Annotated in this window: 20 protein-coding genes and 4 tRNA genes; 13 read left to right on the top strand and 11 right to left on the bottom strand. The window is 53.1% G+C overall.

All coding sequences use genetic code 11. From position 1 onward, the window contains the following. Window positions 1–35: 35 nt before the first annotated feature. Window positions 36–539, bottom strand: a complete 504-nt coding sequence (gene rsd, locus Q5705_20120; protein ID WLI76841.1) for a sigma D regulator — start codon at window positions 537–539, stop codon at window positions 36–38. A 79-nt stretch (window positions 540–618) separates the two neighbouring features. Here rsd and nudC point away from each other — a divergent pair, with 79 nt between their 5' ends. The 6 genes from nudC to Q5705_20090 all read left to right on the top strand — a co-directional run bounded on the left by nudC (window position 619) and on the right by Q5705_20090 (window position 4,977). Continuing rightward, the gene (gene nudC / locus Q5705_20115; protein ID WLI76840.1) at window positions 619–1,395 is read left to right on the top strand and encodes an NAD(+) diphosphatase; all 777 of its coding nucleotides are present in this window, start codon (window positions 619–621) and stop codon (window positions 1,393–1,395) included. Window positions 1,396–1,434: 39 nt separating this feature from the next. Further along, window positions 1,435–2,499: a uroporphyrinogen decarboxylase gene (gene hemE / locus Q5705_20110; GenBank protein ID WLI76839.1), complete on the top strand. Its 1,065-nt coding sequence runs from the start codon at window positions 1,435–1,437 to the stop codon at window positions 2,497–2,499. 9 nt (window positions 2,500–2,508) lie between these two features. Continuing rightward, window positions 2,509–3,189, top strand: coding sequence for a deoxyribonuclease V (gene nfi, locus Q5705_20105; GenBank protein ID WLI76838.1), 681 nt, complete (start codon window positions 2,509–2,511; stop codon window positions 3,187–3,189). A 33-nt stretch (window positions 3,190–3,222) separates the two neighbouring features. Then, window positions 3,223–3,813 (top strand): YjaG family protein, encoded by a 591-nt coding sequence (locus Q5705_20100; protein WLI76837.1) that lies wholly within the window; start codon window positions 3,223–3,225, stop codon window positions 3,811–3,813. Between the two features lie 186 nt (window positions 3,814–3,999). Beyond that, complete coding sequence (hupA, locus tag Q5705_20095) at window positions 4,000–4,272, top strand: nucleoid-associated protein HU-alpha (protein ID WLI76836.1); 273 nt, start codon at window positions 4,000–4,002, stop codon at window positions 4,270–4,272. Between the two features lie 12 nt (window positions 4,273–4,284). Next, window positions 4,285–4,977: a DUF1481 domain-containing protein gene (locus tag Q5705_20090; protein WLI76835.1), complete on the top strand. Its 693-nt coding sequence runs from the start codon at window positions 4,285–4,287 to the stop codon at window positions 4,975–4,977. Between the two features lie 54 nt (window positions 4,978–5,031). Here the strand turns inward: Q5705_20090 and purD are convergent, their stop codons facing one another. From purD to alaC, 3 genes are all read right to left on the bottom strand, one after another. Beyond that, the gene (purD, locus tag Q5705_20085) at window positions 5,032–6,324 is read right to left on the bottom strand and encodes a phosphoribosylamine--glycine ligase (protein ID WLI76834.1); all 1,293 of its coding nucleotides are present in this window, start codon (window positions 6,322–6,324) and stop codon (window positions 5,032–5,034) included. Window positions 6,325–6,339: 15 nt separating this feature from the next. Beyond that, complete coding sequence (gene purH, locus Q5705_20080; protein WLI76833.1) at window positions 6,340–7,929, bottom strand: bifunctional phosphoribosylaminoimidazolecarboxamide formyltransferase/IMP cyclohydrolase; 1,590 nt, start codon at window positions 7,927–7,929, stop codon at window positions 6,340–6,342. Between the two features lie 444 nt (window positions 7,930–8,373). Beyond that, window positions 8,374–9,612: an alanine transaminase gene (alaC, locus tag Q5705_20075; GenBank protein ID WLI76832.1), complete on the bottom strand. Its 1,239-nt coding sequence runs from the start codon at window positions 9,610–9,612 to the stop codon at window positions 8,374–8,376. Window positions 9,613–10,001: 389 nt separating this feature from the next. On the opposite strand from alaC, the gene Q5705_20070 reads away from it, so the two are divergent. Together Q5705_20070 and Q5705_20065 are read left to right on the top strand one after the other, a co-directional pair. After that, complete coding sequence (locus Q5705_20070; GenBank protein WLI76831.1) at window positions 10,002–11,687, top strand: sensor histidine kinase; 1,686 nt, start codon at window positions 10,002–10,004, stop codon at window positions 11,685–11,687. A gap of 12 nt (window positions 11,688–11,699) precedes the next feature. Further along, window positions 11,700–12,428 (top strand): LytTR family DNA-binding domain-containing protein, encoded by a 729-nt coding sequence (locus Q5705_20065; GenBank protein WLI76830.1) that lies wholly within the window; start codon window positions 11,700–11,702, stop codon window positions 12,426–12,428. Here Q5705_20065 and glk read toward each other — a convergent pair. Next, a complete protein-coding gene (gene glk / locus Q5705_20060; GenBank protein WLI76829.1) occupies window positions 12,425–13,390 on the bottom strand; it encodes a glucokinase in 966 nt (321 codons plus the stop codon). The two genes, Q5705_20065 and glk, sit on opposite strands and share 4 nt — an antisense overlap. A gap of 184 nt (window positions 13,391–13,574) precedes the next feature. Between glk and mgrA the strand changes: the two genes are divergently transcribed. Together mgrA and ypeC are read left to right on the top strand one after the other, a co-directional pair. Further along, window positions 13,575–14,573 carry an L-glyceraldehyde 3-phosphate reductase gene (gene mgrA / locus Q5705_20055; protein ID WLI76828.1) on the top strand — a complete coding sequence of 333 codons (999 nt, stop codon included), beginning with the start codon at window positions 13,575–13,577 and terminating at the stop codon, window positions 14,571–14,573. A gap of 122 nt (window positions 14,574–14,695) precedes the next feature. Continuing rightward, window positions 14,696–15,022 carry a DUF2502 domain-containing protein YpeC gene (gene ypeC / locus Q5705_20050; GenBank protein WLI76827.1) on the top strand — a complete coding sequence of 109 codons (327 nt, stop codon included), beginning with the start codon at window positions 14,696–14,698 and terminating at the stop codon, window positions 15,020–15,022. A gap of 88 nt (window positions 15,023–15,110) precedes the next feature. Here the strand turns inward: ypeC and Q5705_20045 are convergent, their stop codons facing one another. Continuing rightward, complete coding sequence (locus tag Q5705_20045) at window positions 15,111–16,349, bottom strand: Nramp family divalent metal transporter (protein WLI76826.1); 1,239 nt, start codon at window positions 16,347–16,349, stop codon at window positions 15,111–15,113. 353 nt (window positions 16,350–16,702) lie between these two features. Between Q5705_20045 and Q5705_20040 the strand changes: the two genes are divergently transcribed. Next, window positions 16,703–17,890 (top strand): NupC/NupG family nucleoside CNT transporter, encoded by a 1,188-nt coding sequence (locus Q5705_20040; GenBank protein WLI76825.1) that lies wholly within the window; start codon window positions 16,703–16,705, stop codon window positions 17,888–17,890. 43 nt (window positions 17,891–17,933) lie between these two features. On the opposite strand, the gene Q5705_20035 is transcribed toward Q5705_20040, so the two are convergent. From Q5705_20035 to Q5705_20015, 5 genes are all read right to left on the bottom strand, one after another. Beyond that, a complete protein-coding gene (locus tag Q5705_20035) occupies window positions 17,934–20,108 on the bottom strand; it encodes an EAL domain-containing protein (GenBank protein WLI76824.1) in 2,175 nt (724 codons plus the stop codon). Window positions 20,109–20,323: 215 nt separating this feature from the next. Then, a tRNA-Ala gene (locus Q5705_20030) sits at window positions 20,324–20,399 on the bottom strand. Window positions 20,400–20,440: 41 nt separating this feature from the next. Then, a tRNA-Ala gene (locus tag Q5705_20025) sits at window positions 20,441–20,516 on the bottom strand. Window positions 20,517–20,557: 41 nt separating this feature from the next. Beyond that, window positions 20,558–20,633, bottom strand: a tRNA-Ala gene (locus tag Q5705_20020). A gap of 41 nt (window positions 20,634–20,674) precedes the next feature. Beyond that, window positions 20,675–20,750: transfer RNA gene (locus Q5705_20015), tRNA-Ala, on the bottom strand. 220 nt (window positions 20,751–20,970) lie between these two features. Here Q5705_20015 and Q5705_20010 point away from each other — a divergent pair. Together Q5705_20010 and Q5705_20005 are read left to right on the top strand one after the other, a co-directional pair. Beyond that, a complete protein-coding gene (locus Q5705_20010) occupies window positions 20,971–21,330 on the top strand; it encodes a putative DNA-binding transcriptional regulator (GenBank protein ID WLI76823.1) in 360 nt (119 codons plus the stop codon). 1 nt (window position 21,331) lies between these two features. Next, on the top strand, window positions 21,332–21,724 hold the full coding sequence (locus tag Q5705_20005) for a putative DNA-binding transcriptional regulator (protein ID WLI76822.1): 393 nt from the start codon (window positions 21,332–21,334) through the stop codon (window positions 21,722–21,724). Window positions 21,725–21,756 lie beyond the last annotated feature (32 nt).

Here is a 21,756-nt window from a genome sequence, read left to right as displayed (position 1 = left end):
ACAGCTTTTTAAACTACGCGCTAATGCTCAAGAACTCAAGCCGGGCGCGCCATCCCGGTTTCGTCATTGGCACTCTCGCTAAGATGGTTATCAAACGCCAGCACGATCAGTTTATCTTCCAGCGTAAAGCGCGCGGCCAGCGCCTCACCGATGTCTGAAAGCGCCTGCTGGAACTCCAGACAGTTATCGTCATCGATGGCGTTTTCCAGGCTCGAATCATAATAATTCATGATTTCACTGGTGTTGGCCTCGAGCTGAGGGTAAAGCTGAGTTGCCGCTAAAAATGGGCTGGTGCCTTCCATTTCGCTGATGATGCGTTCATAAATATTGAAATGACCGGCGGAGAGATATTCAACCAGGTGATGACAAAAGTCGTCCAGCGCTTTTTCGTTAAGCTGCATATACGACCCCTTGCCAGGCTTAATTCCCACCAGATCGTAATATGAGATAAGAAGCTGCTTACGCGCATGTAGCCAGTAATCGACGAGTTTGTTACTTCCGCCAACGCGCTCTGTCAGGCTTTCTAACTGGTTCAGCATAAATGACTCCGCAAAATGTAAGTGTAAAAACGATGTAATAATAATATTAACAACATGCCAGTGAAGCTAAGGTAGTGCAATGTTACGTATTCTTGAAGCACGCGATCGTGGCTGGTGGATCGTCAGCCATGAACAAAAATTATGGTTGCCCGCGGGAGAATTACCACATGGAGAGGCAGGAAATTTCGATCTTGTGGGGCAAAACGCGTTAAATATCGGCGAATGGCAGGGTGAAACGGTGTGGATGGTCCGCCAGAATCGCCGCCAGGACATGGGATCGGTGCGCCTGCTTATCGACCAGGACGTGGGCTTGTTCCAGTTGGCCGGGCGCGGCGTTCAACTGGCAGAATTTTACCGCTCGCACCAGTTTTGCGGTTACTGCGGACACACCATGCATCCCAGCAAAACCGAATGGGCCCTGCTCTGTGACCATTGCCGCGAGCGCTACTATCCGCAAATTGCGCCTTGCATCATCGTCGCGATCCGTCGGGGCGACAGCATCCTGCTGGCACAACACACGCGCCACCGTAACGGTGTCTACACGGTGCTTGCCGGGTTTGTTGAAGTCGGCGAAACCCTCGAGCAGGCCGTTGCGCGCGAAGTGATGGAAGAGAGCAGTATCAAAATCAAAAATTTGCGTTATGTCACTTCTCAGCCGTGGCCTTTCCCGCAATCGCTGATGACGGCGTTTATGGCGGAATATGACAGCGGCGACATCCACATCGACCCGAAAGAGCTGCTGGATGCCGGTTGGTATCGTTATGACAACCTGCCGTTGTTACCGCCGCCGGGCACCGTCGCGCGCCGTCTGATCGAGGATACCGTGGCGATGTGTCGGGCAGACGACGAAGAATAAGGTGTATATACTGGCGGCCTGACGCTTAAGGAACTGACAATGACCGAACTGAAAAACGATCGTTACTTGCGCGCGCTCCAGCGCCAGCCAGTAGATATAACGCCGGTATGGATGATGCGCCAGGCAGGCCGCTATTTACCGGAATACAAAGCAACCCGCGCGCAAGCGGGTGATTTTATGTCGCTGTGCCGGAATGCGGATCTGGCCTGCGAAGTGACGCTCCAACCGCTGCGCCGCTATGAGCTTGATGCGGCGATCCTTTTCTCAGATATCCTCACCGTGCCAGACGCGATGGGGCTGGGTCTCTATTTTGAAGCCGGTGAAGGGCCGCGTTTTACTTCGCCCATTACCTGTAAGGCGGATGTCGATAAGCTGCCCGTGCCGGACCCGGAAAACGAACTGGGTTACGTGATGAACGCCGTGCGCACCATCCGCCGTGAATTGAAAGGCGACGTGCCGCTGATCGGTTTTTCCGGCAGCCCCTGGACGCTGGCGACCTATATGGTTGAAGGCGGTAGCAGCAAAGCCTTTACCGTCATTAAAAAGATGATGTACGCCGAGCCGCTCACGCTGCACGCGCTGCTGGATAAACTGGCGCAAAGCGTCACCTTATACCTCAACGCGCAGATCCGCGCGGGTGCGCAATCGGTGATGATTTTCGATACCTGGGGCGGTGTGCTGACCGGGCGCGACTATCAGCAATTCTCGCTTTATTACATGCATAAAATCGTTGATGGCCTGCTGCGCGAAAACGAAGGCCGCCGCGTACCGGTCACGCTGTTTACCAAAGGCGGCGGGCAGTGGCTGGAAGCAATGGCTGCCACTGGCTGTGATGCGCTGGGCCTTGACTGGACGACGGATATCGCCGATGCGCGCCGTCGTGTGGGTGACAAAGTGGCGTTGCAGGGCAATATGGATCCGTCCATGCTTTATGCTCCGCCTGCGCGTATTGAAGAAGAAGTGTCTACAATTCTGTCTGGCTTTGGCAAAGGCGAAGGCCATGTGTTTAACCTCGGTCACGGCATCCATCAGGATGTTCCACCGGAACATGCAGGAGTATTTGTCGAGGCGGTTCACCGTCTGTCGGCCTCCTGGCATCAGTAAGGAGAGAATATGGATCTCGCGTCACTACGCGCTCAACAACGTGAACTGGCTTCTTCTGTGATCCGCGAGGATCGTCTTGATAAAGATCCGCCGACGTTGATCGGCGGGGCGGATGTCGGTTTCGAGCAGGGTGGTGAAGTGACGCGTGCGGCGATGGTGCTGCTCGCCTGGCCTTCTCTTGAATTGGTGGAATATCAAGTCGCGCGCATCGCCACCACCATGCCCTATATTCCCGGTTTCCTCTCTTTTCGCGAATATCCTGCGCTGCTGGAAGCGTGGGATATGCTGTCGCAAAAACCGGATCTTCTATTTGTCGACGGCCACGGCATTTCCCATCCGCGCCGTCTGGGCGTTGCCAGCCATTTTGGTCTGCTGGTGGATGTGCCGACTATCGGCGTGGCGAAAAAACGACTGTGTGGCAAGTTTGAGCCGCTTGACGATGAGCCAGGTGCGTTGTCGCCGCTGATCGATAAAGGCGAGAAGCTGGCGTGGGTTTGGCGCAGCAAAGCCCGTTGTAATCCGCTGTTTGTCACTACCGGCCACCGTGTCAGCCAGGATAGCGCGCTGGCGTGGGTGCAGCGCTGCATGAAAGGCTATCGCTTGCCGGAACCGACACGCTGGGCAGACGCGGTGGCATCCGGTCGCCCGGCATTTGCGCGTTGGCAGGCAATTCAGCGCGATATCAGGTAAACTGCCGCGCATTACCGATTTTGAGACGCGATCATGTTACAAAACCCGATTCATCTGCGGCTGGAAAAGCAGGAAAGTTGGCAGCACGTTGTGTTTATGGCCTGCCTGTGCGAGCGGATGTACCCCAATTACGCCATGTTTTGTCAGCAGACCGGGTTTGGCGATGCCCAGGTTTACCGTCGTATCCTTGACCTGGTGTGGGAAACGCAAATCGTCAAAGATGCGAAAGTGAATTTCGACAGCCAGCTGGAGAAGCTGGAAGAAGCGATTCCTTCTGCCGATGATTATGATCTGTACGGTGTGTACCCGGCGATTGATGCCTGCGTGGCGCTGAGTGAGTTGATTCATTCTCGTCTGAGCGGTGAAACGCTGGAGCATGCTATCGAAGTCAGCAAGACCTCGATCACGACCGTTGCGATGCTGGAGATGACCCAGGCGGAGCGCGAAATGACCGAGGAAGAGCTGCGATTGAACCCCGCTGTTGAGCAGGAATGGGATATTCAGTGGGAGATTTTCCGCCTTTTGGCTGCCTGTGAAGAACGCGATATTGAGCTGATTAAAGGCTTGCGCGCAGACCTGCGTGAGGCCGGCGACAGCAATATCGGTATAAATTTGCAGCAATGAGACAATAAAACGTGATTTAAGGCCTGTTTTGTCGCGCCTGAAGGCTTCCCTTCTGACCCCCGTCTGGTCTACATTTGGGGGGCGAAAAAAAGTGGCTATCGGTGCGTGTATGCAGGAGAGTGCTTTTGAGGCATTTCCGTCGCACTCGATGCTTAGCAAGCGATAAACACATTGAAAGGATAACTTATGAATAAGACTCAACTGATTGATGTAATTGCAGACAAGGCTGATCTGTCTAAAGCGCAGGCAAAAGCTGCACTGGAATCCACCCTGGCTGCTATTACTGAGTCTCTGAAAGAAGGTGATGCGGTACAACTGGTTGGTTTCGGTACCTTCAAAGTGAACCACCGCGCTGAGCGTACTGGCCGCAACCCGCAGACCGGTAAAGAAATCAAAATCGCCGCAGCTAACGTGCCGGCATTTGTTTCTGGTAAAGCACTGAAAGACTCTGTTAAGTAAGACGGCGTGGCAGTGAACAGTTTTATCGAAGGGGCGGTTTCGCCCCTTTTGTCATTCTGGCGTCGTTCGCTGGCGCTGGCGGGCGTATTGTTGTTAACTGCATGCAGCCACGATCCCTCGTTGCCTCCGTTTACCGCCAGCGGTTTTGCCGGCGATCAAGGCGCGGTGCGGATCTGGCGTAAAGATTCCGGCGGTGAGATCCATCTGCTTTCCGCTTTTAGCCCGTGGCATCACGGGGACACTTCTTTAGGTGAGTATCGCTGGCAAGGCGATGCGTTAACCCTCATCGAACTGAATATCTACGGCAAATCGCCCGAGCATATTCGTGTGCGTTTCGACGATCGCGGCGAACTGAGTTTTATGCAGCGTGAAGTCAACGGCCACAAACAGCAACTCTCCAGTGACCAGATTGCGCTGTATCGCTATCGTGCTGAGCAGATCCGCCAGACCAGTGATGCGCTACGTCAGGGGCGCGTGGTGCTGCGTCAGGGACGCTGGCAGGCGAATAATACAGTGCAAACCTGTGAAGGGCAGACGGTGACGCCAGAACTGGATACGTGGGCGTTAGACCATATTGCACAGCGGCAGCGCCACTCGTCGCTGGCGGTCAGCGTGGCGTGGCTGGAAGCGCCGGATGGTGCGCAGCTTTTGTTGGTGGCCAATGAAGATTTCTGCCACTGGCAGCCGACAGAGAAGAGTTTCTGAAAATTAATGTAGGCCGGGTAAGCGTAGCGCCACCCGGCAACAGATGTGATGATGTTACTTGTTCTGCTCGCGAGCAATCGCGCGGTAACCGATATCCCGGCGGCTAAAGCTGCCATCCCAGTGAATATCCGCCATTAACGCATAAGCACGCTGCTGCGCTTCGGCAACGCTGTTACCCAGCGCGGTAACGCACAGCACGCGCCCGCCGTTGGTCAGCACCTGATCGTCGTCGGCGAGTTTGGTGCCCGCATGGAATACTTTCCCGTCCGCCACTTCTTCCAGCGGTAAACCGTGGATCACATCCCCGTTGTGATAGTTGCCCGGATAACCCCCGGCGGCCATCACCACGCCCAGCGACGCGCGCTCATCCCATTTAGAGACTTTCTCGTCCAGCTTGCCTTCACAGGCTGCCAGGCACAGCTCTACCAGATCGGATTGCATACGCAGCATGATTGGCTGGGTTTCTGGATCGCCAAAGCGGCAGTTGAACTCGATAACCTTCGGATTGCCCTGTTTGTCGATCATCAGACCGGCATACAGGAACCCGGTATAGGTATTTCCTTCAGCCGCCATCCCGCGCACCGTTGGCCATATCACACGATCCATCGCGCGCTGATGCACTTCATCAGTGACGACCGGAGCAGGTGAGTAAGCGCCCATTCCACCGGTATTCGGGCCGGTGTCGCCGTCGCCAACACGTTTGTGATCCTGGCTAGTGGCCATCGGCAACACGTGTTCACCGTCGACCATCACGATAAAGCTTGCTTCTTCGCCATCAAGGAACTCTTCGATCACAATACGGTGGCCCGCATCGCCAAAGGCGTTACCCGCCAGCATATCGTGGACAGCCGCTTCGGCTTCCTCCAGCGTCATGGCGACAATTACACCTTTCCCTGCCGCCAGGCCGTCGGCTTTGATCACGATCGGCGCGCCTTTCTCACGCAGGTAAGCCAGTGCGGGCGCAACGTCAGTAAAGTTCTGGTATTCCGCCGTAGGAATATTATGGCGGGCGAGAAAATCTTTGGTGAACGCTTTCGACCCTTCCAGTTGCGCAGCACCCTGCGTTGGGCCAAAAATCTTCAGACCCGCAGCGCGAAACGCATCAACCACGCCAATCACCAACGGTGCTTCCGGGCCAACAATGGTCAGATCGATTTTCTCGTTCTGCGCAAAGCTGAGCAGGGCCGGAATATCGGTGACGCCAATCGCCACGTTTTGCAGCGTCGGCTCCAGCGCCGTGCCCGCATTACCCGGCGCAACAAAAACGGTTTCTACCAACGGTGACTGGGCGGCTTTCCAGGCCAGCGCATGTTCGCGCCCGCCGTTACCAATTACTAATACTTTCATTGTCTGCTCCGTGGATTAATGGCGGAAGTGACGCATGTCGGTGAAGATCATTGCAATGCCGTGCTCGTCGGCAGCCGCAATCACTTCGTCATCGCGGATGGAACCGCCAGGCTGGATAACGCAGGTCACGCCAACGGCTGCGGCTGCGTCAATACCGTCGCGGAACGGGAAGAAGGCGTCAGAGGCCATTGCCGAACCTTTCACTTCCAGGCCTTCGTCACTGGCTTTGATCCCGGCAATTTTTGCGGAATAAACGCGGCTCATCTGGCCTGCGCCAATACCGATAGTCATGTTCTCTTTCGCATACACAATGGCGTTGGATTTCACGAATTTCGCGACTTTCCAGCAGAACAGCGCATCACGCAGCTCTTGCTCAGTGGGCTGGCGCTTGCTGACCACGCGCAGTTCATTTGCCGTCACCATGCCCAGGTCACGATCCTGAACCAGCAGGCCGCCATTCACGCGTTTGAAATCCAGACCCGGAACACGCTGCGCCCATTCGCCACACACCAGTACGCGGACATTCTGCTTGGCTGCGGTGATTTTCAGCGCGTCTTCGGTGGCAGACGGGGCAATGATCACTTCAACAAACTGACGGGAGATAATCGCCTGCGCAGTGGCGGCATCCAGTTCACGGTTGAAAGCAATAATGCCGCCGAATGCGGAAGTCGGGTCGGTTTTGTAAGCGCGATCGTAAGCATCCAGAATCGAACCACTGACCGCAACGCCGCACGGGTTGGCGTGCTTCACAATCACGCAAGCCGGTTCGTTGAACGTTTTCACGCACTCCAGTGCTGCATCGGTATCAGCAATGTTGTTATAAGAGAGTGCCTTGCCTTGCAGCTGCTGCGCGGTGGCAACGGAGGCTTCTTTTACCTCTTCTTCTATATAGAAGGCAGCTTGCTGGTGGCTGTTTTCGCCGTAGCGCATATCCTGCTTCTTGATGAAGTTCAGGTTCAGAGTGCGCGGGAAGCGGCCAGCAGGCTCTTTGCTCTCGCCGTGATAGGCCGGAACCAGGCTGCCGAAGTAGTTGGCGATCATGCTGTCGTAAGCCGCGGTGTGTTCGAAGGCTTTAATAGCCAGATCGAAACGGGTCTCCAGCGTTAGCGAACCTTCGTTAGCATCCATCTCATTAATAATGGCGCTGTAGTCGCTGCTCTTTACAACGATAGCGACATCTTTGTGATTCTTCGCGGCGGAGCGCACCATGGTCGGGCCGCCGATATCGATGTTTTCAACCGCATCTTCCAGCGAGCAGCCTTCTCGAGCGACGGTTTGGGCGAACGGATAAAGGTTAACAACCACCATATCAATCGGCGCGATAGCGTGCTGCGCCATGATTGCGTCATCCTGACCGCGGCGGCCAAGAATGCCGCCGTGCACTTTCGGGTGCAGGGTTTTAACACGTCCATCCATCATTTCCGGGAAACCGGTGTAGTCGGAGACTTCGGTCACCGGCAGACCTTTATCTGCCAGCAGACGCGCGGTTCCGCCGGTAGAGAGCAGTTCTACGCCACGCTGAGAGAGCGCCTGTGCGAATTCGACAATACCGGCCTTGTCAGAAACACTGAGCAGTGCGCGGCGGACTGGACGACGTTGTTGCATGGTAAATCCCCTGGATTTGACTTGAACAGAGAGTGTTAGCTGAGCTTTGGCACCTTTTATAATGCAAAAACTCAGCTAATACCCCAGACGGGACTGGTTATTTTTGCGCGGGCATTGTAACGAAAACGTTTGCGCGGTGCTCGCGAATTTTTGTACTTTTGGCGGATTGTGGATAAGTCTGTGCGTAATCAGGTATAAGGGCGTGTTTTGCTGTGGAATGCAGCAGTCAGTCATTTTTATGTCATTTTTCTATTGCGGGGTGCGGAGAACTCCCTATAATGCGCCTCCATCGACACGGCAGATGTGAATCACTTCACACAAGCAGCCGGGTCGGTTGAAGAGAAAAAATCCTGAAATTCAGGGTTGACTCTGAAAGAGGAAAGCCTTAAAAAACAATGCCGGTCACCTTAAGTGACCGGCATTAGCCTTTCGGCTCCTTTTTTATTATTCGATATTTTCCGCAGCGCTCTTCTGCACGACAGGTAATAAACCGTCGGCACGGAACATACTCTTAATGCCCCGTACCGCCTGGCGAATGCGATCGCGGTTTTCAATCAGCGCAAAACGCACATGCGTATCGCCATAATCACCAAAACCGATACCGGGCGAAACACAGACTTTAGCTTCCTTCAGTAACTTTTTGGCAAACTCCAGCGACCCCATTGCGGCGTAAGGCTCCGGGATTTTTGCCCATACGTACATCGACGCTTTCGGCATTTCGACCATCCAGCCCGCTTCGTGCAGCCCTTTTACCAGCACATCGCGGCGGCGTTTGTACTGCGCGGCGATATCGCGCACGCACTGCTGATCCCCTTCCAGCGCGGCAATGGCCGCCACCTGCAACGGGGTGAACGTGCCGTAATCGTGGTAGCTTTTGATACGCGCCAGCGCATTGACCAGCGTCCGGTTGCCGACCATAAAACCAATACGCCAGCCCGCCATGTTGTAACTTTTTGACAGAGTAAAGAACTCGACGGCAACATCGCGCGCGCCCGGCACCTGCATAATCGACGGTGCTTTCCAGCCGTCGTAAACGATGTCGGCGTAAGCCAGATCGTGCACCACCAGCACATCGTAGCGCTTCGCCAGCGCCACCACTTTCTCGAAGAACTCCAGTTCCACGCATTGTGCAGTCGGGTTCGACGGGAAGCCGAGAATCATCATTTTTGGCTTCGGATAACTTTCGCGGATCGCGCGCTCCAGCTCATTGAAGAAATCCACGCCTTCCACCAGCGGCACGGATCGCACCTGCGCTCCGGCGATCACTGCGCCATAAATATGGATCGGGTAGCTCGGGTTCGGCACCAGTACGGTATCGCCATGATCCAGCGTCGCCAGCATCAGATGCGCCAGCCCCTCTTTCGAGCCAATGGTGACAATGGCTTCGGTTTCCGGGTCGATATCCACCTGATAGCGGTCCTGATACCAACGGGAAATAGCCCGGCGCAGACGCGGAATGCCACGCGAAGTCGAATAGCCGTGCGTATCGGGGCGTTGCGCCACGGTGCAGAGTTTTTCGACAATATGCGGCGGAGTCGCGCCATCGGGGTTGCCCATACTGAAATCGATAATGTCTTCGCCGCGACGTCGCGCAGCCATTTTCAGTTCGGCGGTGATATTAAAAACGTAAGGGGGAAGACGATCGATACGCGTAAAACGACGTTCAGGACTGAAGTCAGCCATAGATTCCTCGGAGTAACGTTAGCGCCCGGACCGTCCGAGCGACGTCGCTGCTTGTGCAGCGTGTTTAGAACATAGCCCGAAAAATTTCCTGCTGTCGAGAGGGAAAAGGAAAAATAATGCACTGGCCTAAAAGAGGAAGTGTAATTTTAAAAAGGGAACAATGAAGTTTACCTTAACGGCTAAATTCACCCTTTAATTTAACAATATGATAAAAATAAAATTACGTTACAAAAGCGTGAATTGCCGGAGCGTGCAGCAGTTCTTTCGGCGCTTTTCAATCCCCTTTTGGAAAAGTGGTTTTTCCTCATTCATCTAATCAATACGATGTCTGGTCATATGCGTCCGGGTTTTTTATCATAGCTTTTTGATGTCTATCACATGAGTCCTTCGTGCACGAAATATTCGATATGCTGCTGGCGGTTTTCGACCGCGCGGCGTTGATGCTGATTTGTCTGTTTTTTTTGATTCGCATCCGCCTGTTTCGCGAGCTGCTGCATAAAACGGCCCATTCAACCAAAGAGTTACTGGGCGTAACGGCCATCTTTTCCCTGTTTGCGCTGTTCAGCACCTGGTCCGGCGTGCCGGTTGAAGGCTCGCTGGTCAATGTGCGGATTATTGCGGTGATGTCCGGCGGTATCTTGTTCGGCCCATGGGTCGGCATTATCACGGGGATTATTGCCGGCACGCACCGTTATTTGATCGATATTGGCGGTGTGACGGCGATTCCCTGTTTTATCACCAGCATTATTGCCGGGGTAATGTCCGGCGTGATTAATCGAAAAGTTCCTAAAGCGCAGCACTGGCGCGCGGGCATTATCGGCGGGATGATTTGCGAAAGTCTGACCATGCTGCTGGTAGTGGTATGGGCACCAACTACCGCGCTGGGGCTGGATATTGTGTCGAAAATCGGCGCACCGATGATCCTCGGCACCGTGTGTATCGGTTTTATCGTGCTGCTGGTGCAAAGCGTGGAAGGGGAAAAAGAGGCCATTGCGGGTCGCCAGGCCAAACTGGCGCTGAATATTGCCAATAAAACCCTGCCGCTTTTTCGTAACGTAAACAGCGAGTCCCTGCGCCAGGTATGCGACATCATTCGCCGGGATATTGATGCCGATGCGGTGGCAATTACCAATGTCGACCATGTGCTGGCGTACGTGGGCGTCGGCGAAAATAACTATCTCGACAGCGATGATATTATTAGCCCCACCACGCGCCAGGCGATCAACACTGGCGAGATCATTATTAAAAACAATGATGAAGCGCACCGCACGCCGGAAATCCACTCGATGCTGGTGATCCCGCTGCGCGAGCAGAGCATTGTGACCGGCACGCTAAAAATCTACTACTGCCACGCGCATAAAATCACCTCTTCGTTACAGGAGATGGCGGTTGGCTTATCGCAGATTATTTCGACGCAACTGGAAGTTTCCCGCGCTGAGCAGTTGCGGGAAATGGCCAATAAAGCCGAACTGCGCGCGCTGCAAAGCAAAATCAATCCCCATTTCCTGTTCAATGCCCTGAATGCTATCTCATCATCTATTCGCCTGAACCCGGATACCGCGCGGCAACTGATTTTCAATTTGTCGCGCTACCTGCGTTACAACATTGAATTAAAAGACGATGAGCAGATCGACATTAAAAAAGAGCTGTACCAAATCAAGGACTATATCGCCATTGAGCAGGCGCGGTTTGGCGATAGGTTGACGGTGATTTATGACATTGATGAAGAAGTCAGTTGCGTGATCCCAAGCCTCCTTATCCAGCCGCTGGTCGAAAATGCCATTGTGCATGGTATTCAGCCGTGCAAAGGCAAAGGCGTGGTCACCATCAGCGTTGAGGAGTGCGGCAACCGCGTGCGCATCGCCGTGCGCGACACCGGTAACGGCATAGCGCCTGAAATGATCGCCCGTGTCGAAGCAGACGAAATGCCGGGCAATAAGATTGGCCTGCTGAATGTTCACCAACGGGTGAAATTGCTCTACGGCGAAGGGCTGCATATTCGCCGCCTTACGCCAGGAACAGAGATCGCGTTTTACGTTCCCCGCCAGCCGTCGCATGCGACATTGTTGCCTTAACAGGAGAGACCGATGAAAGCGATCATTGTTGAAGATGAGATCCTGGCGCAACAGGAGTTGAGCTGGCTCATCAAAGAACACAGCCAGATGGAGATTGTCGGCACGTTTGATGACGGCCTCGACGTGCTGAAGTACTTACAGCACAACAAAGTGGACGTCATTTTTCTCGACATTAACATTCCGTCGCTGGATGGCGTCCTGCTGGCGCAAAACATCAGCCAGTTTGCGCACAAACCCTTTATCGTGTTTATTACCGCCTGGAAAGAGCACGCGGTTGAAGCCTTCGAACTGGAAGCGTTTGACTACATCCTGAAACCGTATCAGGAGTCGCGCATCATCAATATGCTGCAAAAGCTTGAAACCGCCTGGCAGCAGCAAACCGGCACGGCCAATAACCCACAGTCACGGGAGAATGCGACCATCAATCTGGTCAAAGATGAGCGCATTATCGTCACCAGTATTCACGATATTTATTATGCAGAGGCACATGAGAAGATGACGTTTGTCTACACGAAGCGGGAATCCTATGTGATGCCGATGAACATCACGGAGTTTTGTAGCAAGCTGCCAACCGCGCACTTCTTTCGCTGCCATCGCTCGTACTGCGTCAATCTGGATAAGATCCGCGAGATCGAACCGTGGTTTAACAACACCTATATTTTGCGGCTGCGGGACCTGGATTTTCAGGTGCCCGTCAGCCGCAGCAAAGTTAAAGAATTCAGACAGCTAATGAATCTTTAAAGGAAGTAACCCAGCGTCTGGCGCAAATGCGCGCCGGAGCCGAGAAGGCCTGGGTTATCGTGCACAATCAAATAAACCGGAATATCCTGCACGTAGGTTTTAAAACGCCCTTTATCTTCAAAAGCGCTGCGAAAACCGGAAGCGGTGAAGAAATCGAGGAAGCGCGGCACGATGCCACCCGCAATATAGACGCCGCCGAAAGTGCCGAGATTCAGCGCCAGGTTGCCGCCAAAACGGCCCATAATGACGCAGAACAGCGACAGCGCGCGGCGGCAATCGGTGCAGCTATCCGCCAGGGCGCGTTCGGTGATGTCTTTCGGTTGCAGGTTTTCCGGCAGGCGACCGTCTGATTTAACAATTGCGCGGTACAGATTGATAAGCCCCGGCCCGGAGAGCACGCGCTCAGCAGAAACGTGGCCGATTTCTGCACGTAGCTCTTCGAGAATAATCCCCTCTTCTTCGCTGTTCGGCGCGAAATCCACATGCCCACCTTCGCCCGGCAGGCTTATCCAGCGCTTATCAACGTGCACCAGATGCGCGACCCCAAGGCCGGTTCCTGCACCATAGACCGCAATCGGCTTACCATCGACGGGCGTACCGCCGCCAAACTGGATCAGATGCTCAGCTTTGAGCATGGGGATCGCCATCGATACGGCAGTGAAATCGTTAATAATTTCCAGATGCGCAAAGCCGAGATTTTCCTTCATTTCGGCAATGGAGAAGGCCCAGGTATGGTTGGTCATTGCTACCCAGTCGCCGGTGATGGGACAAGCAATGGCGATGCATCCGTCTTCCACATCGACTTTGTGTTCTTCGAGGTAAACACGTACAACCGCTTCAAGGCTGGGGTAGTCAAGGCCGGAGTACGTTTTGGCGCGGGAGATCTCACCGCTGTCGACATCACACAACGCTAAGCGCGCGTTTGTGCCGCCCACGTCTCCCACTAAAGCATATTTTGTCATTCTTTTACGGCTCCGCTAAAGTCAGAATAAATCTTTGGCACACTGTAAATTCAAGGCGCTGTAACGACAACGACCATAACATGAGTGCCCCGCTATTATCGATCTTCGTCACAGATTACGCCCTAAGACGACAGGTAATTTGTCTAAACATTTTAGCGTTCCCCCTTCAGAAAGGAGTTTTTGCATGGTTTATATGGCGGATCCTGCACGCTATCAAAAAATGGTTTATCAACGCTGTGGTGACAGCGGGTTGAAGCTCCCGGCAGTGTCGCTCGGTTTGTGGCATAACTTTGGCGATGCAACGCTTCTGGAAAATAGCCGACAACTGCTGCGCCACGCCTTCGATCTCGGCATCACCCATTTTGATTTGGCCAATAACTATGGGCCACCGCCCGGCTCTGCTGAGAGCAACTTTGGCCGCATTTTGCAGGAAGATTTTCGGCCTTACCGGGATGAATTGATTATCTCCAGTAAAGCCGGTTACACCATGTGGGACGGGCCGTATGGCGACTGGGGATCGCGTAAATATCTGATTGCCAGCCTCGATCAAAGCCTGCGCCGGATGGGTATTGAGTATGTTGATATCTTCTATCATCACCGCCCGGATCCCGAAACACCGCTGAAAGAGACGATGCGCGCGCTGGATCAGATTGTGCGCCAGGGTAAAGCGCTGTATGTCGGGCTGTCCAACTACCCGGCGGCGCAGGCGCGCGAAGCTATCGACATCCTCAATGATCTTGGGACGCCGTGCCTTATCCATCAGCCCAAATACTCCCTGTTTGAACGTTGGGTGGAAACGGAGTTGCTGGACGTTTTGCAGGAAAAAGGCGTCGGCAGCATTGCGTTTTCGCCGCTGGCAGGCGGGCAATTAACCGACCGCTATCTGCATGGCATTCCGGCAGATTCCCGCGCGGCGAGCGGCAGCCGCTTTCTCAACCCGGATCAGCTTACCGAAGAGAAGCTCGCCACCGTGCGGGCGCTGAATGCGCTGGCACAGCGGCGTGGTCAGAAGTTATCGCAAATGGCGCTGGCCTGGGTGCTGCGCGATAACAAAGTGACGTCGGTGCTGATTGGCGCAAGTAAAACCAGCCAACTGGACGATGCGGTGGGAATGCTGGCTAACCGGCAATTCAGCGCACAGGAGTGCGATGAGATAGACGCTCTTCTGAGCGGCGCGAAATAACACTATTTTAGCAAAAAATGCTGCCAGCGGTGTTTTAGGAGTTACGCCACTAATATGGGGCTTAACCGCCCCGTAGTATTGCTGCCACAGGCCGTCCCGGCCCGATCGTGAAGGAGAAGAGTATGTTCAGGTCACTGATTCTGGCAGCAGTATTAATGGCTTCAGCGCCGCTGGTCGCTAATGCTGGCGAAATCACCCTGTTGCCGTCTGTAAAATTACAAATTGGCGATCGCGATAACTATGGTAACTACTGGGATGGTGGACACTGGCGCGACCGCGATTACTGGGGCCGTAACTATGAATGGCGCGGCAACCGCTGGCACAGACATGATCGCGGCCTGCATCGCGGCTGGGATAAACGTGATGCGTATGCGCGCGGCTACCGTGAAGGCTGGCGCGACCGCGACGATCATCGCGGCCCAGGACGCGGTCACGGGCATCACCATTAAGTTTTTTTGCCCGGAACAGGTTTCGTGAAGAGGTTGCAGGCCCGGTAAGCATATAGCGCCACCGGGCATTTTATTTACGGCACTGAAATTACAACTCCGCTATTGTCCCTACCAGCAGCCAGCTATTTAACCCAACCACCAGCGCGACAATCACCCACCCTGTGCGTCTTACCAGAGTACTGTTTACCAACTCGCCCATTAAATCTTGCTTACTGGTAAAAATCAGCAGCGGCACCAGCGCCAGCGCAATACCAAAGCTCAGCAGCACCTGGCTCATCACCAGAATGCGCGTCGGATCCAGCCCCAGCCAGATAACAATAAACGACGGCATCATGGTGATGGTGCGGCGCACCCACAGCGGGATATGAAAACGCACGAAACCCTGCATCACCACTTGTCCGGCAAGCGTACCGACAACGGTTGAAGAGAGGCCCGCCGCCACCAGGCTGAGGCCAAAAATGGTCGCAGCTGCATGGCTTAACAGCGGTTCCAGCGTTAAATAAGCCTGATCGAGATCGGCCACGCCAGTATGCCCATTAAAATGGAATGCCGCCGCCGCCGTTGCCATCATCGCCAGGTTAACAAACCCGGCAATGGTCATTGCCAGCCCGACATCCCATTTGGTTGCCGAATAGCGCTCGCGCTGCGTTCCCTGATGCAAATGCTGCGTCAGGGAAGAGTGAAGATAAATAACGTGCGGCATGATGGTCGCACCCAGCACACCAGCGGCAAGGAAAACAGCCTCCGTTCCCGGCAATGACGGGATAACCACGCCTTTCGCCAGCGCAGCGAGTTTCGGCTGTGAAAAGATCAACTCAACGATATACGCCGCCGCAACAAACAGCAGCAGGCCGCCGATCACTTTTTCCAGCGGTTTTTGCCCGCGCCGTTGCAGCATTAAAATCAGGAACGTGGCGATCCCGGTCAGCACCGCACCTTGCAGCAGCGACACGCCGAGGATCAGCTTGAAACCAATGGCCGCGCCGATAAATTCCGCGAGATCCGTCGCCATGGCAATAATTTCTGCCTGCACCCAATAAAACCACACCAGCGGGCGCGGATAGTGATCGCGGATCTGCTCAGCAAGGTTTTTCCCGGTGGCAATGCCCAGTTTGGCGGACATCAGTTGGATAAGCATCGCCATCAGGTTAGCCCAGACAACAACCCACAATAGCTGGTAGCCGAAAGTGGCCCCCGCCTGAATATTGGTGGCAAAGTTACCCGGATCGATATAGCCGATCGCCGCAATGAACGCAGGTCCCATTAATGCAAACCGTAATTTGCGCGCTGCTCGCCCGTTACTACTCTCAACGCGACTACTGTTCATTTTTTGCCCCTAAATATAGCCTTTGCTATGTTTCATGCTACCAAAATGAGAATGATTATCAAGATCGCTTAAATGGGTTTGCTTGATTTCTCTGATAGCCGGGAACGATAGAAAGGTTGAAAGTCAAGGATGGTGACGGCGGCAACAACATTAGCCGCAGCGTTATGTTAAGAGTCTAGCAGCGTAACGCAACTTTTCACGGACTTTATTAACATAGCGGAAATGTATGTTTGATCACTAATTTTGCGTCTGGTCACAGGTCATTAATATAGTGTGTTTTTGATCTCGTTTTCTTTTGTCTTGTTGCATAGAATGTGCACGAAATTCCTACCCGTCTCATATTTGGAGCAAATATGTCCCGCGTTCTGCACTTTGTTCTGGCGCTTGCTGTTGTAGCGCTGCTTGCCTTGCTTGTGAGCAGCGATCGCAAAAAGATCCGCATTCGCTTTGTTATTCAATTGCTGGTTATTGAAGTTTTACTGGCCTGGTTCTTCCTTAACTCTGATATTGGCCTGGGTTTCGTTAAAGGCTTCTCAGAGATGTTTGAAAAGCTGCTCGGCTTTGCCAACGAAGGGACAAATTTCGTATTCGGTAAAATGAATGACGAAGGTCTGGCGTTCTTCTTCCTGAAAGTGCTCTGCCCGATTGTCTTTATTTCCGCGCTGATTGGTATTTTGCAACACATCCGCGTACTGCCGATTATTATCCGCGCTATCGGTACGGTGCTGTCAAAAGTCAACGGCATGGGCAAACTGGAATCCTTTAACGCCGTCAGTTCACTGATCCTCGGCCAATCTGAAAACTTTATTGCCTATAAAGATATCCTCGGCAAAATGTCGCAGAACCGCATGTACACCATGGCCGCAACGGCGATGTCTACGGTTTCGATGTCCATCGTCGGCGCGTATATGACCATGCTGCAACCGAAATATGTGGTCGCGGCGCTGGTGCTGAACATGTTCAGTACCTTTATCGTGCTCTCGCTGCTCAACCCGTACCGCGTGGACGAAAGCGAAGAAAACCTGCAAATGGCGAAACTGCACGAAGGTCAGAGTTTCTTTGAAATGCTGGGTGAATACATTCTGGCGGGTTTCAAAGTAGCGATTATCGTTGCGGCGATGCTGATTGGTTTTATCGCGCTGATTTCCGGCCTTAACGCGCTGTTCGCTGCCGTACTGGGCATCTCCTTCCAGGGCATTCTCGGTTACCTCTTCTACCCGATTGCATGGGTGCTGGGCGTACCGGCTCACGAAGCGCTGCAAGTCGCCAGTATCATGGCAACCAAACTGGTGTCGAACGAATTCGTGGCGATGATGGATCTGCAAAAAGTTGCGGCTAACCTCTCACCGCGTTCGGAAGGCATCCTGTCGGTCTTCCTCGTCTCCTTTGCCAACTTCTCCTCTATCGGCATTATCGCGGGCGCGATCAAAGGCCTGAACGAAGAGCAAGGCAACGTGGTTTCCCGCTTTGGTCTGAAACTGGTTTACGGCTCCACGCTGGTGAGCGTGCTGTCTGCGGCCATTGCGGCACTGGTGATTTAATTCGCCCTGCTGACATCTAAAACCGGGGATTTCCCCGGTTTTTTTATGCCCCTAACGGCTGCGGCTTACCCAATAAATACCCTTGCAGATAATCCACACCCGCATTCAGTAATATTTCGCGCTGCGCCTCGTTTTCTACAAACTCGGCGACCACGCTGAGCGACTTCGCCTTCGCCAGTTCACAAATCGCCTTCACGATCATTGCGTCCTGCTTATCATGCAGAATATCGCGCACGAAGCAGCCATCAATTTTAATGATATCCGCCTGCACGCGTTTAAGACGCTCAAAGTTGGCATAGCCAGTACCGAAATCGTCAATGGCAATTTTGAAGCCCGCCTGGCGCAATTGCGTGATATTGAGAATGCTCACTTCCGAATTCGAAAAGGCCTGCTCTTCCGTTATCTCGATAATGACTTCCTGTGGAGCGACTGAATAACGCTCGAAAAGCGCCAGAAATTCGTTGGCAAACGACTTTTGCATTAAGGTCAGCGGCATTAAATTGACCGAGAAGCGCGCACAGAGAGTAGGTTGCGGATGCGCCTGCATCCATTGCAGCAAGCTTTCCACCACTTGCATATCGAAACGCGCCCCCAGATTAAACTGCGCGATCACCGGGATAAACAGATCCGGCGTCATGATTTGCCCTTCGCTCAGCAGCCGCGTCAATACTTCGTGATAGCCCTGCCCGTTGGCATCGACAATCGGCTGCGCATACAGCATGATGCCGCCTTCATCCAGCGCCCGTTTAACTTTATTAAGCTGTAACACGCGCTCCGTGGTCTGGTCATTAACCACCTGCAAACTGTTAGTCAGCGCCAGCACCTGGTTTTCAGCGCTTGCCTGCTCGGAAAGCCAGCTTAATTGCCCCAGCGTTTGGTGCAACGTTTCTCCACTGCCATGCAGTTCTCCCCAGGAAGCACCAAACTCAATTTCAAGGCCAGTATTGTTCCAGTAAATGCGGCGGCTGTTGAGGTAATCCAGCATATGATGCAAGCGCGCCAGCGTTTCCGGGCCGTTGAGTATCAACAGGAGCTCGCTGCCGGGGAGCTGGAAAAAACGCTCGCCATCGTGCAATAGCGGCTGAAGCGTCTGCGTGACGCTGCGTTTGACATGCACGCGCATCATCATGCCGAAATGGCGGCTGAGGAATTCCAGATTTTTCATGTGCAAACAGCACACGATGCCGTTGGACTGCCGCCCGATCTGTTTTTCCAGCGCCCGTAGATTAGGTAAGCCGGTTAACGGGTCGCTCATTGCCTGTGCCTGCCAGCGCCTTTTCAGCCACAGACTCCGGCTAAAGACTCGCGTCATATACAGCAGGGAAATGGTAAAACAGATCAGCACCGACATAACAAACGCCAGCGAATAATCCGAGCGAACACCATGAAAGAAATTATTGTTATAGGCCAATAACATAAAGGCAGACGCGCCCCAGCATAAGTTAATAAATGAGGGGGTTAACCTGCTAATACCAAACGTGAATATAATAAAAATTATCGGCACCAGATAACCGGCTATATAGTCGGATTTATACGGCGCGCACAAAATAATAACCGTCGCAATTAATGTCGCCAGCCAGCACAGGGAAAATAAACGCTTTTTCTTGCTTAAACAGGGCATAACACTGCGAAGCCAGAATGCACGGGCAAAACGCGGGTTGAGGATCATCCGCATGGGATAATAAACAATCATGGTAAAAATCAACGCCGCACAAATCAGACTCTGAATATCAATGATGGAATAAATAACCGAACCGGCGCCAAAAAAATTCGATATATGCATGGGATAGTTAAGCCAGGCACCGGCGATGTACATAGAGGTTTTTATGCCAATCGGCGCCATAAACCCCATCCAAAAAATGCGTACCCCCATATTTTTATTAGGAATACCGTGCCGCCAGCGGGTGCCAAGCTGCCAGCGTACAATGGCGCATACCAGCAACACTGAGAACAACTGACAGAATAGAAGCACTGCCGCTTCGCCATAAGGAAGGTGTAAAAAACTCTCGTTTATCAGGGCAAAACCAATGATAACCGGCAGGATCCCATGTCGGCCAAATAATAAAATAATTGCCAGCGTTACACTTAAAGGTAACCAGGCGAGGTAAACACTGCTGGCGTCAACAATAGTTCGCGGTGAAATAAAACGTGAAACCGGAATAGCCACCACGCACAGTATTAACGCAAGCAGAAACTTCCTCACGTAATTGTGTTTCATCAAATAGTTACAGGATCAGGGAAGGTCAATAATAAGTACTATGAATAATAGGTTTATTCACGAGGTGAATCAAGTTATCAGAACGGAGAACATCCGTCATTACTGAGCCCTTACTTCGCAACGGCTTCATAATGAAAAATTCAAACGTTCTGACAGAAAAAAATAAAGGACGTATAAACAAAAAAACCCCGCGTAAAACGCGAGGGTCTGGAATTTGGTGGAGCTAAGCGGGATCGAACCGCTGACCTCTTGCATGCCATGCAAGCGCTCTCCCAGCTGAGCTATAGCCCCACAATTTTACTTTACGCACCAACTCCGTTGGGTTCGGAATTTGGTGGAGCTAAGCGGGATCGAACCGCTGACCTCTTGCATGCCATGCAAGCGCTCTCCCAGCTGAGCTATAGCCCCACAATTTTACTTTACGCACCAACTCCGTTGGGTTCGGAATTTGGTGGAGCTAAGCGGGATCGAACCGCTGACCTCTTGCATGCCATGCAAGCGCTCTCCCAGCTGAGCTATAGCCCCACAATTTTACTTTACGCACCAACTCCGTTGGGTTCGGAATTTGGTGGAGCTAAGCGGGATCGAACCGCTGACCTCTTGCATGCCATGCAAGCGCTCTCCCAGCTGAGCTATAGCCCCATTGCGTAAAGCGTGTCGTGTTGACGGGCGGCATAATATGAAACCCCTTGCCAGGTGTCAACGGCAAAATCGCCCGGCATTAGCCAACCGCTGAAAAAGCAGGCAATTGAATCAGCTTGCGAACATCCTCGCAGCCATGAGTTAAACGTGTCACATTTTCCTGTAAATTGGTGCTATAACATACGCCACTAATTACCCTTACAACAATTCGGGAAATTACATGCTCAAGGAACGAATGACGCCAGAAGAGTTAGCCACTCTTACGGGATATAGTCGGCAAACTATCAATAAATGGGTGCGCAAAGAGGGTTGGGTGACGTCACCAAAGCCTGGCGTACAGGGTGGAAAAGCCCGCCTGGTTCATGTGAATGAGCAGGTTCGTGCTTTTATCCGCAGCGCCCAGCGCACAGAGGATATCTCTACCCCCACCTTTTCCAGTAATGACACCTCGCTTGAGGCGCTGCTCGTCAGGTTGGCAAAAGAGATGACAGAGGCTGAGCAAAGAGAGCTTTCCTCGTTATTATTACGCGACGGCATATCCGGCCTGTTGCAACGTCTGGGGATCCGTGGCCAAAAATAACATGATGAAATTACCAGAAAAAATGACCACCGGTGAGTTAGCAGAGCTTCTCGGCGTGACCCGGCAGACCATTAACCGCTGGGTCAAAAAATTGAAGTGGAAAACCGAGAGTATGCCCGGCGTTAAAGGCGGTCGCGCCAGAAATATTCTGATGACGAAAGAGGTCACAGGCGTGGTGATGAAAATGCCCGCCATGCGTCAGCGTGCCACATTAACGTCGCTTGCAGATCCCGCTGCGCCCTATCTGAGCGACAGTGGCGCAAGGCAGAGAATCAACCGGACGCTGGATTTAATGACGGCGGAACAGTTAAAAGAGTTTGATCTTTTTCTGCTACGTGTCGGTCTTAACGGGCTTTTTACGTTTATCACTGCGCAGCAAACGCCCAAAGCATAAAAAACCGGCGTTGCGCCGGTTTCTCACATTGT

Source organism: Kosakonia sp. H02, from assembly GCA_030704225.1.
Taxonomy (GTDB): Bacteria; Pseudomonadota; Gammaproteobacteria; order Enterobacterales; family Enterobacteriaceae; genus Kosakonia.
Note: the sequence above shows the minus strand (reverse complement) of the source record. Positions and strands in the feature narration are given on the sequence as shown.

Coding starts and splice junctions, on each gene's coding strand:
- glk (WLI76829.1), bottom strand. CDS start 13,390: ATGACAAAATATGCTTTAGTGGGAGACGTGGGCGGCACAAACGCGCGC.
- Q5705_20005 (WLI76822.1), top strand. CDS start 21,332: ATGATGAAATTACCAGAAAAAATGACCACCGGTGAGTTAGCAGAGCTT.
- mgrA (WLI76828.1), top strand. CDS start 13,575: ATGGTTTATATGGCGGATCCTGCACGCTATCAAAAAATGGTTTATCAA.
- Q5705_20035 (WLI76824.1), bottom strand. CDS start 20,108: ATGAAACACAATTACGTGAGGAAGTTTCTGCTTGCGTTAATACTGTGC.
- Q5705_20040 (WLI76825.1), top strand. CDS start 16,703: ATGTCCCGCGTTCTGCACTTTGTTCTGGCGCTTGCTGTTGTAGCGCTG.
- purH (WLI76833.1), bottom strand. CDS start 7,929: ATGCAACAACGTCGTCCAGTCCGCCGCGCACTGCTCAGTGTTTCTGAC.
- rsd (WLI76841.1), bottom strand. CDS start 539: ATGCTGAACCAGTTAGAAAGCCTGACAGAGCGCGTTGGCGGAAGTAAC.
- purD (WLI76834.1), bottom strand. CDS start 6,324: ATGAAAGTATTAGTAATTGGTAACGGCGGGCGCGAACATGCGCTGGCC.
- Q5705_20045 (WLI76826.1), bottom strand. CDS start 16,349: ATGAACAGTAGTCGCGTTGAGAGTAGTAACGGGCGAGCAGCGCGCAAA.
- Q5705_20010 (WLI76823.1), top strand. CDS start 20,971: ATGCTCAAGGAACGAATGACGCCAGAAGAGTTAGCCACTCTTACGGGA.
- hupA (WLI76836.1), top strand. CDS start 4,000: ATGAATAAGACTCAACTGATTGATGTAATTGCAGACAAGGCTGATCTG.
- Q5705_20065 (WLI76830.1), top strand. CDS start 11,700: ATGAAAGCGATCATTGTTGAAGATGAGATCCTGGCGCAACAGGAGTTG.
- hemE (WLI76839.1), top strand. CDS start 1,435: ATGACCGAACTGAAAAACGATCGTTACTTGCGCGCGCTCCAGCGCCAG.
- nudC (WLI76840.1), top strand. CDS start 619: ATGTTACGTATTCTTGAAGCACGCGATCGTGGCTGGTGGATCGTCAGC.
- Q5705_20100 (WLI76837.1), top strand. CDS start 3,223: ATGTTACAAAACCCGATTCATCTGCGGCTGGAAAAGCAGGAAAGTTGG.
- alaC (WLI76832.1), bottom strand. CDS start 9,612: ATGGCTGACTTCAGTCCTGAACGTCGTTTTACGCGTATCGATCGTCTT.
- nfi (WLI76838.1), top strand. CDS start 2,509: ATGGATCTCGCGTCACTACGCGCTCAACAACGTGAACTGGCTTCTTCT.
- ypeC (WLI76827.1), top strand. CDS start 14,696: ATGTTCAGGTCACTGATTCTGGCAGCAGTATTAATGGCTTCAGCGCCG.